The following is a 15,182-nucleotide window of genomic DNA, read 5'->3' on the forward strand; positions in this document are numbered from 1 at the left end:
TTCACGACGTTACCTACAAGGCTTTTAAACAAGCATGGTCAAGCGGTGTTTAGCGATCGGAAATCTTGGCACTCCTTACCAACTTCCATAGGGAATGCCAAACTTGTCGATGTAGGCTTTGGACTCCTCCAAAAGGGGGTAATAGGCGCCGCCTGACTGTCCCCTGTATGGGCCTTCTGGATTGATAGTGCCTTGGACTCGGGTGACTTCGGTCGATTTAAGACAGGGCCCACCCAACCACACCTTGGCGATTCCTCCTGGCGCCAAGCCGATAGTCAAAAACTTTCGGTAATCGGTTTTCCATTTGCCTACCGCACCGCAAAAAGCTTTTTCACCTTTAAGCATAGTGTTTCGCGCCGATTGGGGGATCTCGATGTAGGCCTCGTAGGTCTGCGGTTCTGCTATGGACTGCCAGCGTACATAGACCAAACGAGGCAGGTCAGCCTCGGTGACATAACGGCCTTTTCCCCCAGGACTTTCTCGCCATCCCGCTGGTTTGCCCCTGAACTCGGACGGTACGCCTTTGCTCATAGCGCGTGGATACCCCATCGCCGGTATGCCGCTACCCGCCCCCCGAAAGACATGCTCATTGATATCCACGACATCTGCCGTTTCAATCCAGACATCCATATAGTCGGGAACAAAAAAATCGAGGCTCCAAGCGTCGTAGGGTAGTGATCTACTCTCGACAGAGGCACATCCTCCCAACAACACAAATAGCAGCGCAAGGCTGGCCTTAAGCAGGAATGAGCGCTTACACATTGGGATGTACCACACGCTTATAGTTTTCAGCGGGGCGATCGATAAATACGATGTTCAGGTCGCTGTTGTTCCAGCTTTTGGCAGCATTCCAGTTTGCAGATAGATGAATGTAGCGTTGATAGAGCAACTCCTCCTCGAACACGCTCAAGCCCGCACTGCGAGTTTCGCCCAGCGCATAAGTCATCAGTTTTTGTGCGATGGTTTGGAGTTCCCCGGGTAAAGCTAACTTGTGATCTTTATCGTTGATAACGCGAAAAGGCACGTCATTTTTTGCTGCCAACTCGCGCATAATTCGCAGGTAAATCAAGGCCAGATCGTTATGCACGGTCCGCTGGCTATGGGCTGCCGCATAAACATTTTTCGATTTGGATCTGTCGCCTTTTGCGTTTCTAGTCATCTCCACCGCCCAGGTTTTCACCGACAATGTCAGCCCATACAGATTGAGTTGATCCTGAAGGCGTCCCAGCTCTTGCTGAGCCCAACGATAGGCGTTCGATGCTGTGGAAGGCACGTAGAGTTCCACGTCGCGGCTGCAGCGCGGCTTGCTCAGCAGAACTCGTTCAATGAAGTTGGGTATATACCCGCCACCCAAGTCAGAGTGAACGCCGGGCAGCTCGATATCAGCAGCGCCGGCGCTGTTGAGCGAGAAGTTGTGGCGGCGCTCGTCCCGCGCTACCAAATGCACGACTTTTTTTGCGATATCGGGGGCCAGATACAAGTTTACGCCGAGGTTTATGGCGTCATGGACGCTTAAATCGCGGTCGGCAATACTTGCGACAGCGGCAGCGGTGTCGAAGATGCCGATAAAGTTTACGGAGACATCAGTGTTGATGCGCCAGGCAAAACTCTCGATGAACAGTGAAGAGTCGGCTGGTAAGAGTATTGCTAATGGACTCTGCTCTCCTTTCAGTACTTCATTGGCAAAATGCCGCGCAGCTGCGGCACCGCGACTGAAACCGAAGATATCGAACTCGACACGTTCAACCTTTCGATCAGGATTAGACAGTTTGAACTGCTCGACCCTCTCAAGAATAAACGCTGGACTCTGCGCAACCCGCGCCAATACACCGTGTGCACCCACGCCGGTTGCTAGTGAAAAAGGTGAATCCCCTTCACCACTGCTAGTACCGATGCCAGGCAGATAAACTGGGATGAAACCTATAGTTTCATCATCAGCCAATAGCCGTTGACTGTCATCGGTGTACAAGTCATACAGCTTCGCCACATTACTCGTGTCATTCCCATAACTGCTATCCGGCGTGTTCCCCAAACCGTCATACCCATGCGCCTGACAAAACCGCTGAATATCCTCAGCCTCCTCCATCAGATTCACATCCCGCGCATAACAGCCAGCAACCATCTCACTGTTGGATCGGTTATTCCCGGTGCCATCAAAAAACACCCCAATCCGCAACGTAATTCCTTCTTCGGCTTCTACCTCTTCTTCTTCCTCCTCCAGTTCTGAGTCTTGGACTTCCGCGGGCGGAACCGCACTGGAAACCAACATGCCGTTGGCATCGTTTAACAGGACGAGCTGAGCAGGCATGTCCGGATTTGGAAATCTGCGTACCTGGATTCCGCTACTGCTGAAAATGCCTTCCGAAGTGATTGTGATGCTCTGACCTCCGGCCTCCAGCGTAAGAGTTGCTCCCGCACGCAGCACAATATTTGTACCTGCCTTGATGTGCGTTGCTTCGCCGACTTCGAGAACGAACGTTTCGCCGACTTTCGTATGAGAGTCCCCAGCAACTTGCCGGTATTCATTCGCCTTGAGTTGAATCTTGCTATCTGCACCAATAGTTCGATGTACCTCACCTTCCACCACCGTAATGCTGTTGCCCCTGACGGTTTCCCGTTGATCGTTACCCACCTCAATCCGGCTGTCATTTCCAACCTTTTGCTCCATATCCCGCTGAGCACGCAGGTGGACCAACTCATCGCCAGCGCGATCATCCATCGACAGTTCGTTATAGCCACCCGTAGTGGGGGAGCTGTGGGTTCGAAGTACAGTTTTGGTTTTATTTTCGGGCAGTGGGTAGGCCGGCGGCGTGACCTTGTTGATCAGGCAGCCGGTGATCAACGGATCATCGGGATTGCCTTCGAGGTAAGTAACGAGGACCTCCATCCCGATACGCGGAATGATGGCTGTGCCGAAGTTATCCCCCGCCCAGCCTGACGCTACCCGCAGCCAGCAACTGCTGTTTTCGTTGTTGCGTTCAGACCGGTCCCAGTGAAATTTGACTTTGACGCGGCCGTACTCGTCGCAGTAAATCTCCTCACCGACGGGCCCGGTGACGCACGCGGTCTGGCAATTCAGCGTGGGCCTTGGTGCGGGCATCGGGGGCCGATAAAACACATTCCAGGGAATTGCGCTGAAGCTGTTGCGGTAGCCCTGAACAAAGCCGTCCTCTGGTTCGGGCACGCGGGTGAATGACTCTTCGAGCACTTGGGGCTGCTTTCCAGAGTGCGTCACACTTAGCAGCAGCCATAGATCGTTGTGCGCTTCGCGTGGGTACTTCGTCAGGCCCAAAAAGTGGCCGCTGCGCAGTGTTGGCTGGTCGCTTTTGCCCTCGACCAACTGATAATCGACTCGGTGCCGTTCCAGTGCTTGCCGGGCCAGTTGTTTGCCGCGCTTTTCGTTCCCTAATAGCAGCGGGTAGCTATAGTCTTCCAGCTTGGGGGCGAAATCAGTGGTAGAGCGACTTTCCAGCAACGCATTCGGGCGTTTCAGGTCGTAGTCACGGCGGGTAACCACGCTGGGGCGGGTTTTGTAACCCATGGAAAAATGGTTGACGACCGGATGCTCCGCCACCATACCGGAGTCTTGCTGATACGGGGTTTCGCCCAGTTTGGGGAAATATGTCTGGTCGTCGGTGAACACCAGCATATGCCCTTGCGAAGAGTGCTGGTGATGCCACGCAATGCCGTCCTCGGCACAGAGCCGCTGGACAAACTCCAAATCATTTTCCCGATATTGAGTGCAGTATTCGCGCGGGGGACTTGCTTTGACGTGGAAGGAAAATGCGTCAGCGTGAATGCCGTGCCCTTTGAGGACCTGAGTGATGATTTGCGGCACTGTCTGACTCTGAAAAATCCGCTGATCCCGGCTGAACTGCAAGTAATGCAGCGCCGGGACCAGGCTCACACGATATCGGGTCAGGCGTTCACCAAAATAATTTACGGACACACTTCCCATGTGTCCGTGAATACCTTCGCCGTTCAGGCCGAATTGCAAAAATGCAGGTAGGTCAAGCAGGCTATCCAAATCGATATTGCGGTACTCACTGACCAGATCGACGCTGATTGAGTACAACCCGCTGATGGTTTCAGTACCTTCAAACGCTAGCACTTTGAAGTCGTTGCGAACTGCAGGGATCACAAGGGTGAATTGAGGGGTAATTTCGGGTGCGAGCATGCGCTTATCCTTTTGCTTTTTTAGCTCATCCTTGAGCAGAGAGATATAAAAGTTACGAAGCGCTTGTCACGGTGTGAGCGAGTCGCAAGAATCCGAAAAGCTATCAGCACGCGGGAAAGAATAATGTAGGAAGGGGCCGGAAGCTCTGTGTGAAACTTCCCGCGTCACCAAATGTTGCTATAAACAGCGAGCTTGCTCACAAATGCTGTGTACCAGCCAAAAAATCTAGCGACTGATACGGCCTCATCGCGAGCAAGCTCGGCTCCTACAGGTTTTGTGTTGGCCGTTATTGAGCGGTGGCCTTCATACCGGTGAGCAGCAGCCGTTGGAACAGATCTTCTTTTAGGCCCTCGGGGTTCGTCAGCTCCATCCTCTCCAAATGCTCGGGAAACGCCGAAGGCTCCGGCGCATCCAGCGCGGCCTTGCCCAACTCCAGAATCTCCGTCAGCTTGAACTTGCTCTTCAGCCAGTTCAGCGCTCGCAACAAGTCCCGCTCCACCTCGGTGAAATCACACCCCAGCGGATATTCCGGAAACAGGTTGGGGTGTCGCGCCTGAATGCTCTGTAGACGCTGCGGAATGTTGTCGGCAAAACGCGGATCGATGCGGAAATTTTTCGGCAACTTGCCCACGTTCTGCGCCTGTTCGATCAACCCCGCCTGGAACCGTGAATCGCTGATGTTCAGCAACGCCTCGATCACCGCCGCATCGGTCTTGCCGCGCAAATCGGCGATGCCGTACTCGGTGACCACGATGTCCCGCAAGTGGCGCGGGATCGTGCAATGGCCGTATTCCCAGACGATGTTCGAACTGACCTCACCGCCCGCCTCGCGCCAGCTGCGCAGCAGCAACACCGAACGCGCGCCTTGCAGCGCATGCCCCTGCGCGACGAAGTTGTACTGCCCGCCGACGCCGCTGAGCACTCGCCCGTCTTCGAGCTGATCGGCAACGCCGGCCCCGAGCAGGGTCATGGTGAATACGGTGTTGATGAAGCGCGCATCGAGACGCTGCAAGCGCTTGAGTTCTTCCTGGCCGTAGAGCTCGTTGATGTAGCTGATGCGGGTCATGTTGAATTCGAGCCGCTTGTTCTGCGGCAGCTCGCGCAGGCGCTCATAGAAACTGCGCGGCCCGAGGAAAAATCCGCCGTGCACTGAAATGCCGTCAGTCTGCGCGGCCTCATCGAGGGTGCCGGCATTCGCCTGTTGCTGGGTCGGCACGTCCGGGTAGACCTTGCGCCGCACGATCCCGGCATCGGCCAGCACCAGCAATCCGTTGACGAACATTTCGCTGCAACCGTACAGGCCCTTGGCAAACGGTTCGATCCCGCCTTCACGGTCAATCAGTTGCGCCCACTGGCTGAGATTCACGTCGGCCAACACGGCCTTGTAACCGCCGTTATCGCCCTGGCGTGCCAGTAACGCAGCGGTCAGGGCGTCGCCCATGGCACCGATGCCGATCTGTAAGGTGCCGCCGTCGCGCACCAGTGTGCTGGCGTGCAGGCCGATGAAGTGATCCTGGAAACCCACCGGCATGTTCGGCGTGGAGAACAGCGTGGTGCTGTCCTTTTTGTCGATCAGCAGATCGAAGGTGTCGATGCCGACTTCCGCGTCGCCGGGCATGTAAGGCAAGTCGTTGTGCACGTGGCCTACAAGCAGGATCGTCTCGCCGGCCGCGCGCCGTTTGGCGATCATCGGAAACAGGTCGAGGGTGATGTCAGGGTTGCAACTCAGGCTCAAACGGTCGGGGTGTTCCGAGTGGCTCGCCACCAGTTGCGCGACCAGATTCAACCCGGCGGCATTAATGTCCCTTGCGGCGTGGCTGTAGTTGCTGCTCACGTAATCCTGCTGAGCGGATGTGCTGTGAAGCAGGCTGCCGGGCTGCATGAAGAATTGCTGGACATGGATGTTTACCGGCAGGTTGTCCTGGTGCAGACCCGCGAGGAAATCCAGCTCTGGATAGTCGCCGAAAACCCGTTCGATAAAGGGTTCGAGAAAGCGCTTTTGCAAACCATCACCCAACGCAGGTCGGCCGAGGCACAGGGCGGTGTAGATTGTCAGCTGCCGCTCGGGCAGTTGGGCGATGCGTTGGTAGAGCGCGTTGACAAAGTGGTTGGGTTTGCCCAGGCCCAGGGGCAGGCCCATGTGAATATGCGCTGGCAACCGCGCCAAGACATCATCGACCGCCTGCTCGATAGAACACAGTTGCACCATCCGATCCTCCCGTACATTCCGTGAATTGGGGTTGGACCGAGCTTGCCGGGTCTTTGCTGCAATGAACAGCCTCGTCAACACCAAAATCTCCGTAGGAGCTGCCGCAGGCTGCGATCTTTTGATGTTGATTTTTAAAAAAAAAGATCAAAAGATCGCAGCCTGCGGCAGCTGCTACAGGGGGATCAGCAGGTACAAAAAAGCCGCTCGTAAGCGGCTTTTTGCTGAAGATGGAGGCTTATTTCAGGCCAGACATCTTTTCGATTGCGCCTTTGAGCTCGGGATCGGAGCAATCGGCGCAAGTACCTTTTGGCGGCATGGAATTGATACCAGTGATGGCTTTAGCCAGCAGACCGTCGAGGCCGCCTTGTTCTTTGGCTCGTTTGCCCCAGTCAGCCGCGTCGCCGATTTTTGGCGAACCCAACAGGCCGGTACCGTGGCAAGCGTTGCAATGCTTTGCAATCACTTCATCAGGGGTTTTCGCCCCACCGCCGCCGCCCGCAGAAGCAGCGACTTCCATCCCCTTGCACTCTTTGCCCTGTACGCAGACCTGGCCAACTGGCTCAAGGCGTTTAGCAATATCGTCGGTCGTCGCAGCTTGAGCGCTGACAGCCCATAGGGCCAATACGGTTGCTGGTACGGCCAGCATTTTCATAATTAGATTCACGCGTTCACCCTCAATGGTGGCTAGTCACGCCTACGGCCACGGTTCGCAGGCGGGCGCAAGTATAGCGGTAAGCCCGCCACACTGAAACAACCCCAAAGTCGAAGGGGTTTTATGCTGCGGCGCAAAAACCGTCCGGGTGCCTTCGCCATGCTGGCGGGGCGCCTTCTCTCTTAGAAGTTCGCCGGGGTAGCTGCGCTGATTAGTCGCGCCGGCGCATCGAACGGATTGCGGAAACGATGCGGCTTGGTACTTTCAAAGTAGTAGCTGTCGCCGGCTTCGAGCACAAATGTTTCCAACCCGACCACCAGTTCCAGTCGTCCTTCGAGCAGAATCCCGGTTTCCTCACCCTCATGGGTGAGCATCTCGTCACCGGTGTCGGCGCCCGGCGGATAGATTTCGTTGAGGAACGCGATGGCACGGCTCGGGTGGGCCCGGCCGACCAGTTTCATGGTCACTGCACCATCGGAAATATCGATCAGCTCGTTGGCTTTGTAGACGATCTGAGTCGGTTTTTCCTGCAGGATCTCTTCGGAAAAGAACTCGACCATGGACATCGGAATCCCACCCAGCACCTTGCGCAGCGAACTGATCGAAGGGCTGACGCTGTTTTTCTCGATCATCGAAATGGTGCTGTTGGTAACGCCCGCACGCTTGGCGAGCTCGCGCTGGGAAAGACCTTTGAGCTTACGGATCGATTGCAGTCGTTCACCGACGTCCAATGCTTGCGCCTCCAGGGATTCAGGTTGTAGGAATATTGAGCGTTATCATGGCGACAGCGTTCAGTATTTACAACACTTTGACCTGAATCCTATTCGGCGAGGCGACTTCCGGTGATGGCAGTCTGCACCTAGCTCCCGGAATAGAGCCGTGGCACCCGGCGCAGGTTGCAGAAGATCTGGTAAGGAATCGTGTCAGCGGCGGCGGCTACATCGCTGGCCAGGATGTTTTTACCCCACAGCTCGACGGTCGAACCGAGGCCGGCTTGCGGCACATCGGTCAAATCAATGCACAGCATGTCCATCGACACCCGGCCGATCAATTGGCTGCGCTGTCCGGCGACCAGTACCGGCGTACCGGTTGGTGCCTGACGCGGATAGCCATCGGCGTAACCCATGGCCACCACACCAACGCGCATCGGCTTCTGCGTGATGAATTTGGCGCCGTAACCGATAGGCTCGCCGGCCGGCAGTTCGCGCACGCAAATGACTTTCGATTCCAGGGTCATTACCGGTTGCAGGCGAGAGGCCACGGCATTGGCTTCTTCGAAGGGCGTGGCCCCGTAGAGCATGATGCCGGGGCGAACCCAGTCACTCGAAATCTGCGGCCAACCGAGCACCGCCGGCGAGTTGCGCAGGCTGACCTCGGCCGACAAACCTATACGTGCCGCTTCAAAGACCGCGACCTGCTCGGCGCTGCTCTGATCATTCAGCTCATCGGCGCGCGCAAAGTGGCTCATCAGCACAATCTTCGAAACCTTGCCGCTGGCCAGCAGCCGTTGATAGGCCGCCTGGTAATCCTTCGGATGCAAACCAACCCGGTGCATACCTGAATCAAGCTTGAGCCAGACCGTGATCGGCTTGTTCAGCACGGCTTGTTCAATGGCTTCGAGTTGCCATAGCGAATGCACTACGCACCAGAAATCATGTTCGACGATCAGCGACAACTCATCGGCTTCGAAGAAACCTTCCAGCAACAACACCGGTGCACGAATACCCGCAGCACGCAGCTCCAGGGCCTCTTCAATGCAGGCCACGGCAAACCCGTCGGCTTGGGCTTCCAGCGCTTGGGCACAACGCACCGCGCCATGGCCGTAGGCATCGGCCTTGATCACCGCGAGGGCCTTGGCCCCCGTGATTTCACGGGCGATCTGGTAGTTGTGACGCAGGGCTTGAAGGTCGATCAGGGCACGGGCTGGACGCATGGCGGCAGACTTCTAGGCGGTCATGAGGAAAAAACCGGTGCTGGCTGACGGCTTGAACCGCCAACGGCACCGGAAGAGGGATCTTTCTGACAGGCTTATGGCAGAGCGGCTACAACCGACAGCTCAACCAGGATTTCCGGTTCGCACAGTTTCGATTCAACCGTCGCGCGGGCCGGGGCGACGCCTTTGGGCAGCCACTTGTCCCACACCGAGTTCATGCCTGCGAAGTGCGCATCGATGTCTTTCAGGTAAATCGTCACCGACAGCAGGTGGCTTTTGTCGGTGCCCGCCAGATCCAACAAACGCTCGATGTTGGCGAGGGTTTCGCGGGTCTGCTGTTCAATCCCGGCGCTCATGTCATCGCCGACCTGTCCTGCCAGATACACCGTACCGTTGTGAGCGACGATCTGACTCATGCGCTCATTGGTGAGCTGGCGCTGGATTGCCATGTTTTGCGGACTCCTGGATTCTGTTGCTGTAACGGGAAATATCGAGACCTTCAGCGCTGATCTGCGGCGTTTTCTTCGCCATCAGGTCAGCCAGCAGACGGCCGGAACCGCACGCCATGGTCCAGCCTAGTGTGCCGTGACCGGTGTTCAGGAACAGGTTGCTGAATGGCGTGGCGCCAACGATTGGCGTGCCATCCGGGGTAGTCGGCCGCAGGCCGGTCCAGAAACTCGCCTGGGCCAGATCGCCGCCCTGAGGATAAAGGTCGTTGACGATCATCTCCAGGGTTTCGCGTCGACGCGGGTTCAGCGACAGGTCAAAACCGGCGATCTCGGCCATGCCGCCGACACGGATACGGTTGTCGAAACGGGTAATCGCGACCTTGTAGGTCTCGTCGAGAATGGTCGAGGTCGGCGCCATCGCCGGGTTGGTGATCGGCACGGTCAGCGAGTAACCCTTGAGCGGATACACCGGTGCCTTGATGCCCAACGGCTTGAGCAATTGCGGCGAGTAGCTGCCCAGCGCCAGCACGTAGCGGTCAGCGGTTTCCAGCTTGCCATCGATGTAGACACCGTTGATGCGATCACCGGCAAAGTCGAGGCGCTGGATGTCCTGGCCGAAACGGAATTCCACACCGAGGTCTACAGCCATTTCGGCCAGTCGGGTGGTGAACATCTGGCAGTCGCCAGTCTGGTCGTTCGGCAGGCGCAGGGCACCGGCGAGGATGTCAGTCACACTGGCCAACGCCGGCTCTACACGAGCGATGCCGGCGCGGTCGAGCAATTCGTATGGAACGCCGGACTCTTTCAGCACGGCGATGTCTTTCGCGGCGCCATCGAGCTGAGCCTGGGTGCGGAACAGTTGGGTAGTACCGAGGCTGAGGCCTTCGTAGGCAATGCCGGTTTCAGCGCGCAATTCGTCGAGGCAGTCACGGCTGTACTCGGACAGGCGAACCATGCGCTCCTTGTTCACCGCGTAACGACTGGCGGTGCAGTTGCGCAGCATCTGCGCCATCCACAGGTATTGATCGATGTCGGCAGTAGCCTTGATCGCGAGCGGTGCGTGGCGTTCCAGCAGCCACTTGATAGCCTTCAGTGGCACGCCCGGTGCGGCCCACGGCGAGGCATAGCCTGGCGAAACCTGCCCGGCGTTGGCGAAACTGGTCTCCATGGCAGCGGCCGGCTGGCGGTCCACCACCACGACTTCAAACCCGGCACGCGCCAGATAGTAAGCACTGGTAGTACCGATGACGCCGCTACCCAAGACCATAACGCGCATTTTCAAATCCCTCATCGCGGCTTACCGCTGACGTGTGTTGTTCAAAGCATTAGATGTGCGCAGTGTAAAAAAGATTAGGCAGTGCATTTCACTATATAAGTGCCTATATTTGGCGAGAATTCTCGGCAAAAACGCTTTTCACGGAGGCGCATCCCCTATGCGTACCAACACTCAAACCAAACGTGAGCTGGACAAGATCGATCGCAACATCCTGCGGATCTTGCAGGCAGACGGGCGCATCTCTTTCACTGAGCTGGGGGAAAAAGTCGGGCTCTCGACCACGCCCTGTACCGAGCGGGTCCGGCGCCTGGAGCGCGAAGGGATCATCATGGGCTACAACGCCCGGCTCAATCCGCAGCACCTCAAGGGTAGTCTCCTGGTGTTCGTCGAGATCAGCCTCGACTATAAATCCGGCGATACTTTCGAAGAGTTCCGACGTGCGGTGCTCAAACTGCCCCACGTGCTGGAATGCCACCTGGTGTCAGGGGATTTCGACTACTTGGTGAAGGCGCGGATCTCGGAGATGGCGTCGTACCGCAAGCTGCTGGGCGACATCCTGCTCAAGCTGCCGCATGTGCGCGAATCCAAGAGCTATATCGTGATGGAAGAGGTGAAGGAGAGCTTGAGTTTGCCGATTCCGGATTGAAGATCAAAAGATCGCAGCCTGCGGCAGCTCCTACATGGGAATGCGTTTAACAGTAGGAGCTGCCGCAGGCTGCGATCTTTTAAACGAGGACCTGCCGAGTACTGGCCATGTACTCATGAATCTGCTTCTCGACCCGCGGATGAATCAGCTCCGCCGGCCCGCGTCCATTCGGGCACGGCAAGGTCTTGGTGGTGCCGAACAACCGGCAGATCAGCGGGCGCTCGTCATACACGGTGCAGCCGTTTGGCCCAAGGTGGACGCAGTTGAGTTCATCCATCGCCGCGTCCTGTTCAGCGCGCGTCTTGCGCGGCAGGCGCGACATTTCTTCCGGCGAGGTGGTCACCGGCCCACAGCAGTCATGGCAGCCGGGCACGCACTCGAACGAGGGAATTTGCTGCCGAAGCGTACGGATTTTCTGACTGTTGCAGCTCATCGGAACGGCGACCAAAAGCGGAATAGAGCGCGATTCTGACGCAAAAGCTCCCACCCAGACAGCAGCAACCGACCAGTGTTGCCCGCATTCGAAGGTCCGGCTTATGCTCCGTCAAATTGTCCAAACACAAAGAATCAGGATTACGCGCATGAATGCCCGTGCCCAGCACACCGCTTCCTACTACGCCGCCAGCAGCCTGCCGCAGCCCGATCATCCGGTGCTGACGGGCGAACTCGTCGCCGATGTGTGCGTGGTGGGCGGAGGCTTCTCCGGGTTGAACACGGCGCTCGAGCTCGCCGAGCGCGGCCTCAGCGTGGTGCTGCTCGAAGCACACAAGATTGGTTGGGGCGCCAGCGGACGCAATGGCGGCCAGTTGATTCGTGGCGTCGGCCATGGTCTCGATCAGTTTGCCAACGTGATCGGCACGGACGGTGTGCGTCAGATGAAACTCATGGGCCTGGAAGCGGTGGAAATCGTCCGACAGCGCGTCGAACGATTTAAGATCTCCTGCGACCTGACCTGGGGTTACTGCGACCTCGCCAACAAGCCACGGGACCTTGAGGGCTTCGCCGAAGACGCCGAAGAACTGCGCAGCCTCGGTTACCGTTACGAAACCCAACTGCTGCAAGCCAATGAAATGCACTCGGTGGTGGGCTCCGATCGCTACGTCGGTGGTTTGATCGACATGGGCTCAGGGCATCTGCACCCATTGAACCTGGCCTTGGGTGAAGCCGCCGCCGCGCAGCAACTGGGAGCAAGGCTGTTCGAACAATCAGCAGTGACCCGCATCGATTACGGCCCTGAAGTCAAAGTCCATACGGCCCAAGGTTTAGTCCGCGCCAAGACGTTGGTACTGGGCTGCAATGCCTACCTCAACGAACTCAATCCTGAACTCAGCGGCAAGGTTCTCCCTGCCGGCAGCTACATCATCGCCACCGAACCCTTGAGTGAAGCGCTGGCTCACTCACTGTTGCCGCAGAACATGGCGGTCTGTGATCAACGGGTAGCACTGGATTACTACCGGCTCTCGGCGGATCGACGCTTGCTGTTCGGTGGCGCCTGCCACTATTCGGGACGCGACCCGCACGATATCGGGGCCTATATGCGACCGAAAATGCTGGAGGTTTTCCCGCAGCTGGCCAACGTGAAGATTGATTACCAATGGGGCGGGATGATTGGCATTGGTGCCAATCGTCTGCCGCAGATTGGGCGGCTCAAGGACCAGCCGAACGTGTATTACGCGCAGGCTTATTCGGGTCACGGCGTGAATGCCACGCATCTGGCGGGCAAACTGTTGGCTGAGGCGATCAGCGGGCAGCACAGCGGGGGGTTCGATCTGTTTGCCAAGGTGCCGCACATTACCTTTCCGGGCGGTAAACATTTGCGCTCGCCATTGTTGGCGCTGGGGATGTTGTGGCATCGGATGAAAGAACTGATCTAACACCAATCCCTGTAGGAGCTGCCGAAGGCTGCGATCTTTTGATCTTAATCGTAAAAAAACAAGATCAAAAGATCGCAGCCTTCGGCAGCTCCTACAGGGACCGTGTTTTACAGGTGCCAGAAGGGTTTAAGCCCCTCCTCCCGCGCCTGCTCACGACTCAACCCCACATCCTTGAGCTGCTGGGGTGTCAGTTCCAGCAACGCCTTGCGCGTGTGCAGACGATGCCAGAACAGGCCCCAGCGACTCAGGCCGGACGGTGCGTTGCGCATGACCGCCTCGCGTGCACCGTGGTTTTGCCCTGCCGTCAGTTCCTGACTGTGTAACGTCAGCCGCACATCGCTCAAGCCGTTCATTGTGATCGCTCCTATTTACTTGGGTAGCCAGAGCTTTCATGATGCGTGGACGGCGAAAAGCATTACAGATTCAATACACCGGTATTAATTCCATACAGATCCGCCATTCCGACCTCTGAATCACAATTTTTTGCCTAATCTGTATGGGTCGGTCGAACCATCCCTCACGAGACTGCGCCATGACCCTTTACGTCAATCTCGCCGAACTGCTCGGCACGCGTATAGAACAGGGCTTCTATCGCCCCGGTGACCGGCTGCCGTCAGTCAGGGCGCTGAGTGTCGAACACGGGGTCAGCCTGAGTACCGTGCAGCAGGCCTACCGCGTGCTGGAAGACAGTGGGTTGGCGACGCCGAAACCCAAGTCGGGATATTTCGTGCCCGTCAGCAGGGAGCTGCCGGAGTTGCCGGCGATTGGCCGGCCCGCCCAGCGCCCGGTGGATATTTCGCAATGGGATCAGGTGCTGGAACTCATCCGCGCCGTTCCGCGCAAGGATGTGGTGCAATTGGGGCGCGGCATGCCGGACATCACTACGCCGACCATGAAACCCTTGCTGCGCAACCTCGCGCGCATCAGCCGGCGGCAGGACATGCCCGGCCTGTATTACGACAATATCTACGGTACCCTCGAACTGCGCGAGCAGATTGCCCGATTGATGCTTGATTCCGGCTGCCAGTTGACGGCCAACGACCTGGTGATCACCACCGGATGCCACGAAGCGTTGTCCACCAGCATTCGCGCCATCTGCGAACCAGGCGACATCGTCGCGGTGGATTCACCGAGCTTTCACGGCGCAATGCAGACACTCAAGGGCCTGAACATGAAGGCCCTGGAAATCCCCACCGACCCGCTCACCGGGATCAGTCTCGATGCACTGGAACTGGCCTTGGAACAATGGCCGATCAAAGCCATACAGTTGACACCCAACTGCAACAACCCGCTGGGCTACATCATGCCGGAGTCGCGAAAACGGGCGTTGTTGACGCTCGCACAGCGTTTCGACGTGGCGATCGTCGAGGACGATGTGTATGGCGAACTGGCCTACACCTACCCGCGACCTCGCACGATCAAATCCTTCGATGAAGACGGCCGTGTCTTGCTGTGCAGTTCGTTTTCCAAGACGCTGGCGCCGGGCTTGAGGATCGGTTGGGTTGCGCCGGGTCGCTATTTGGAACGTGTGCTGCACATGAAATACATCAGCACCGGCTCCACCGCGCCGCAACCGCAAATCGCCATCGCCGAATTCCTCAAGGCCGGGCACTTCGAACCGCATTTGCGTCGTATGCGCACGCAATATCAACGCAATCGCGACGTGATGATCGACTGGGTGACGCGTTATTTTCCGGCCGGCACCCGGGCCAGTCGCCCGCAAGGCAGCTTTATGCTCTGGGTCGAATTGCCGGAAGGCTTCGACACCCTGAAACTGAATCGCGCCCTGCACGACCAAGGCGTACAGATTGCCGTGGGCAGTATCTTTTCCGCCTCGGGCAAGCACCGCAATTGCCTGCGCATGAACTACGCTGCCAAGCCAACACCGTTGATTGAAGAAGCGGTGCGCAAGGTCGGTGCCGCAGCGATCAAGTTGCTGGCGCAAACCAATCACATCAGTGACTGA

At 57.4% G+C, this 15,182-nt stretch carries 13 protein-coding genes; 3 read left to right on the plus strand and 10 right to left on the minus strand.

Annotation, left to right across the window (positions count from 1 at the left end; genetic code table 11):
* Positions 1-75 precede the first annotated feature (75 nt).
* The 8 genes from ACA052_RS28240 to dadA form a co-directional block, all read right to left on the minus strand.
* Positions 76-762, minus strand: coding sequence for a DUF2931 family protein (locus ACA052_RS28240; RefSeq protein ID WP_497647735.1), 687 nt, complete (start codon positions 760-762; stop codon positions 76-78).
* On the minus strand, positions 755-4,177 hold the full coding sequence (gene tssI / locus ACA052_RS28245; RefSeq protein WP_497647736.1) for a type VI secretion system tip protein TssI/VgrG: 3,423 nt from the start codon (positions 4,175-4,177) through the stop codon (positions 755-757). Before tssI ends, ACA052_RS28240 begins: the two co-directional genes overlap by 8 nt.
* 286 nt (positions 4,178-4,463) lie before the next feature.
* Positions 4,464-6,386: an acetyl-CoA hydrolase/transferase C-terminal domain-containing protein gene (locus tag ACA052_RS28250; RefSeq protein WP_497647737.1), complete on the minus strand. Its 1,923-nt coding sequence runs from the start codon at positions 6,384-6,386 to the stop codon at positions 4,464-4,466.
* Positions 6,387-6,621: 235 nt separating this feature from the next.
* The gene (locus ACA052_RS28255; protein WP_497647738.1) at positions 6,622-7,038 is read right to left on the minus strand and encodes a c-type cytochrome; all 417 of its coding nucleotides are present in this window, start codon (positions 7,036-7,038) and stop codon (positions 6,622-6,624) included.
* A 182-nt stretch (positions 7,039-7,220) separates the two neighbouring features.
* Positions 7,221-7,769, minus strand: a complete 549-nt coding sequence (locus ACA052_RS28260) for a cupin domain-containing protein (RefSeq protein ID WP_008150195.1) — start codon at positions 7,767-7,769, stop codon at positions 7,221-7,223.
* Between the two features lie 128 nt (positions 7,770-7,897).
* Positions 7,898-8,971, minus strand: a complete 1,074-nt coding sequence (alr, locus tag ACA052_RS28265) for an alanine racemase (protein ID WP_497647739.1) — start codon at positions 8,969-8,971, stop codon at positions 7,898-7,900.
* Between the two features lie 95 nt (positions 8,972-9,066).
* Entirely contained in the window at positions 9,067-9,420 is a 354-nt protein-coding gene (locus ACA052_RS28270; protein WP_497647740.1) for a RidA family protein, read from the minus strand.
* The gene (gene dadA / locus ACA052_RS28275; RefSeq protein ID WP_497647741.1) at positions 9,392-10,696 is read right to left on the minus strand and encodes a D-amino acid dehydrogenase; all 1,305 of its coding nucleotides are present in this window, start codon (positions 10,694-10,696) and stop codon (positions 9,392-9,394) included. The genes ACA052_RS28270 and dadA overlap by 29 nt, the downstream gene beginning before the upstream one ends.
* A 157-nt stretch (positions 10,697-10,853) precedes the next feature.
* Here dadA and ACA052_RS28280 point away from each other — a divergent pair, with 157 nt between their 5' ends.
* Positions 10,854-11,342 carry an Lrp/AsnC ligand binding domain-containing protein gene (locus tag ACA052_RS28280; protein WP_003177284.1) on the plus strand — a complete coding sequence of 163 codons (489 nt, stop codon included), beginning with the start codon at positions 10,854-10,856 and terminating at the stop codon, positions 11,340-11,342.
* Between the two features lie 79 nt (positions 11,343-11,421).
* On the opposite strand, the gene ACA052_RS28285 is transcribed toward ACA052_RS28280, so the two are convergent.
* A complete protein-coding gene (locus tag ACA052_RS28285; protein ID WP_497647742.1) occupies positions 11,422-11,775 on the minus strand; it encodes a YkgJ family cysteine cluster protein in 354 nt (117 codons plus the stop codon).
* Between the two features lie 148 nt (positions 11,776-11,923).
* On the opposite strand from ACA052_RS28285, the gene ACA052_RS28290 reads away from it, so the two are divergent.
* On the plus strand, positions 11,924-13,216 hold the full coding sequence (locus ACA052_RS28290) for an NAD(P)/FAD-dependent oxidoreductase (protein WP_497647743.1): 1,293 nt from the start codon (positions 11,924-11,926) through the stop codon (positions 13,214-13,216).
* Between the two features lie 107 nt (positions 13,217-13,323).
* Here the strand turns inward: ACA052_RS28290 and ACA052_RS28295 are convergent, their stop codons facing one another.
* A complete protein-coding gene (locus tag ACA052_RS28295; protein ID WP_497647744.1) occupies positions 13,324-13,569 on the minus strand; it encodes a DUF1127 domain-containing protein in 246 nt (81 codons plus the stop codon).
* Between the two features lie 179 nt (positions 13,570-13,748).
* On the opposite strand from ACA052_RS28295, the gene ACA052_RS28300 reads away from it, so the two are divergent.
* A complete protein-coding gene (locus tag ACA052_RS28300) occupies positions 13,749-15,182 on the plus strand; it encodes an aminotransferase-like domain-containing protein (RefSeq protein WP_497647745.1) in 1,434 nt (477 codons plus the stop codon).

The sequence above is a fragment of the Pseudomonas sp. LBUM1644 genome (genome assembly GCF_059716195.1).

Coding starts and splice junctions, on each gene's coding strand:
- ACA052_RS28280 (WP_003177284.1), top strand. CDS start 10,854: ATGCGTACCAACACTCAAACCAAACGTGAGCTGGACAAGATCGATCGC.
- tssI (WP_497647736.1), bottom strand. CDS start 4,177: ATGCTCGCACCCGAAATTACCCCTCAATTCACCCTTGTGATCCCTGCA.
- ACA052_RS28300 (WP_497647745.1), top strand. CDS start 13,749: ATGACCCTTTACGTCAATCTCGCCGAACTGCTCGGCACGCGTATAGAA.
- ACA052_RS28240 (WP_497647735.1), bottom strand. CDS start 762: ATGTGTAAGCGCTCATTCCTGCTTAAGGCCAGCCTTGCGCTGCTATTT.
- ACA052_RS28290 (WP_497647743.1), top strand. CDS start 11,924: ATGAATGCCCGTGCCCAGCACACCGCTTCCTACTACGCCGCCAGCAGC.
- ACA052_RS28295 (WP_497647744.1), bottom strand. CDS start 13,569: ATGAACGGCTTGAGCGATGTGCGGCTGACGTTACACAGTCAGGAACTG.
- ACA052_RS28285 (WP_497647742.1), bottom strand. CDS start 11,775: ATGAGCTGCAACAGTCAGAAAATCCGTACGCTTCGGCAGCAAATTCCC.
- ACA052_RS28270 (WP_497647740.1), bottom strand. CDS start 9,420: ATGGCAATCCAGCGCCAGCTCACCAATGAGCGCATGAGTCAGATCGTC.
- dadA (WP_497647741.1), bottom strand. CDS start 10,696: ATGCGCGTTATGGTCTTGGGTAGCGGCGTCATCGGTACTACCAGTGCT.
- ACA052_RS28255 (WP_497647738.1), bottom strand. CDS start 7,038: ATGAAAATGCTGGCCGTACCAGCAACCGTATTGGCCCTATGGGCTGTC.
- ACA052_RS28250 (WP_497647737.1), bottom strand. CDS start 6,386: ATGGTGCAACTGTGTTCTATCGAGCAGGCGGTCGATGATGTCTTGGCG.
- alr (WP_497647739.1), bottom strand. CDS start 8,971: ATGCGTCCAGCCCGTGCCCTGATCGACCTTCAAGCCCTGCGTCACAAC.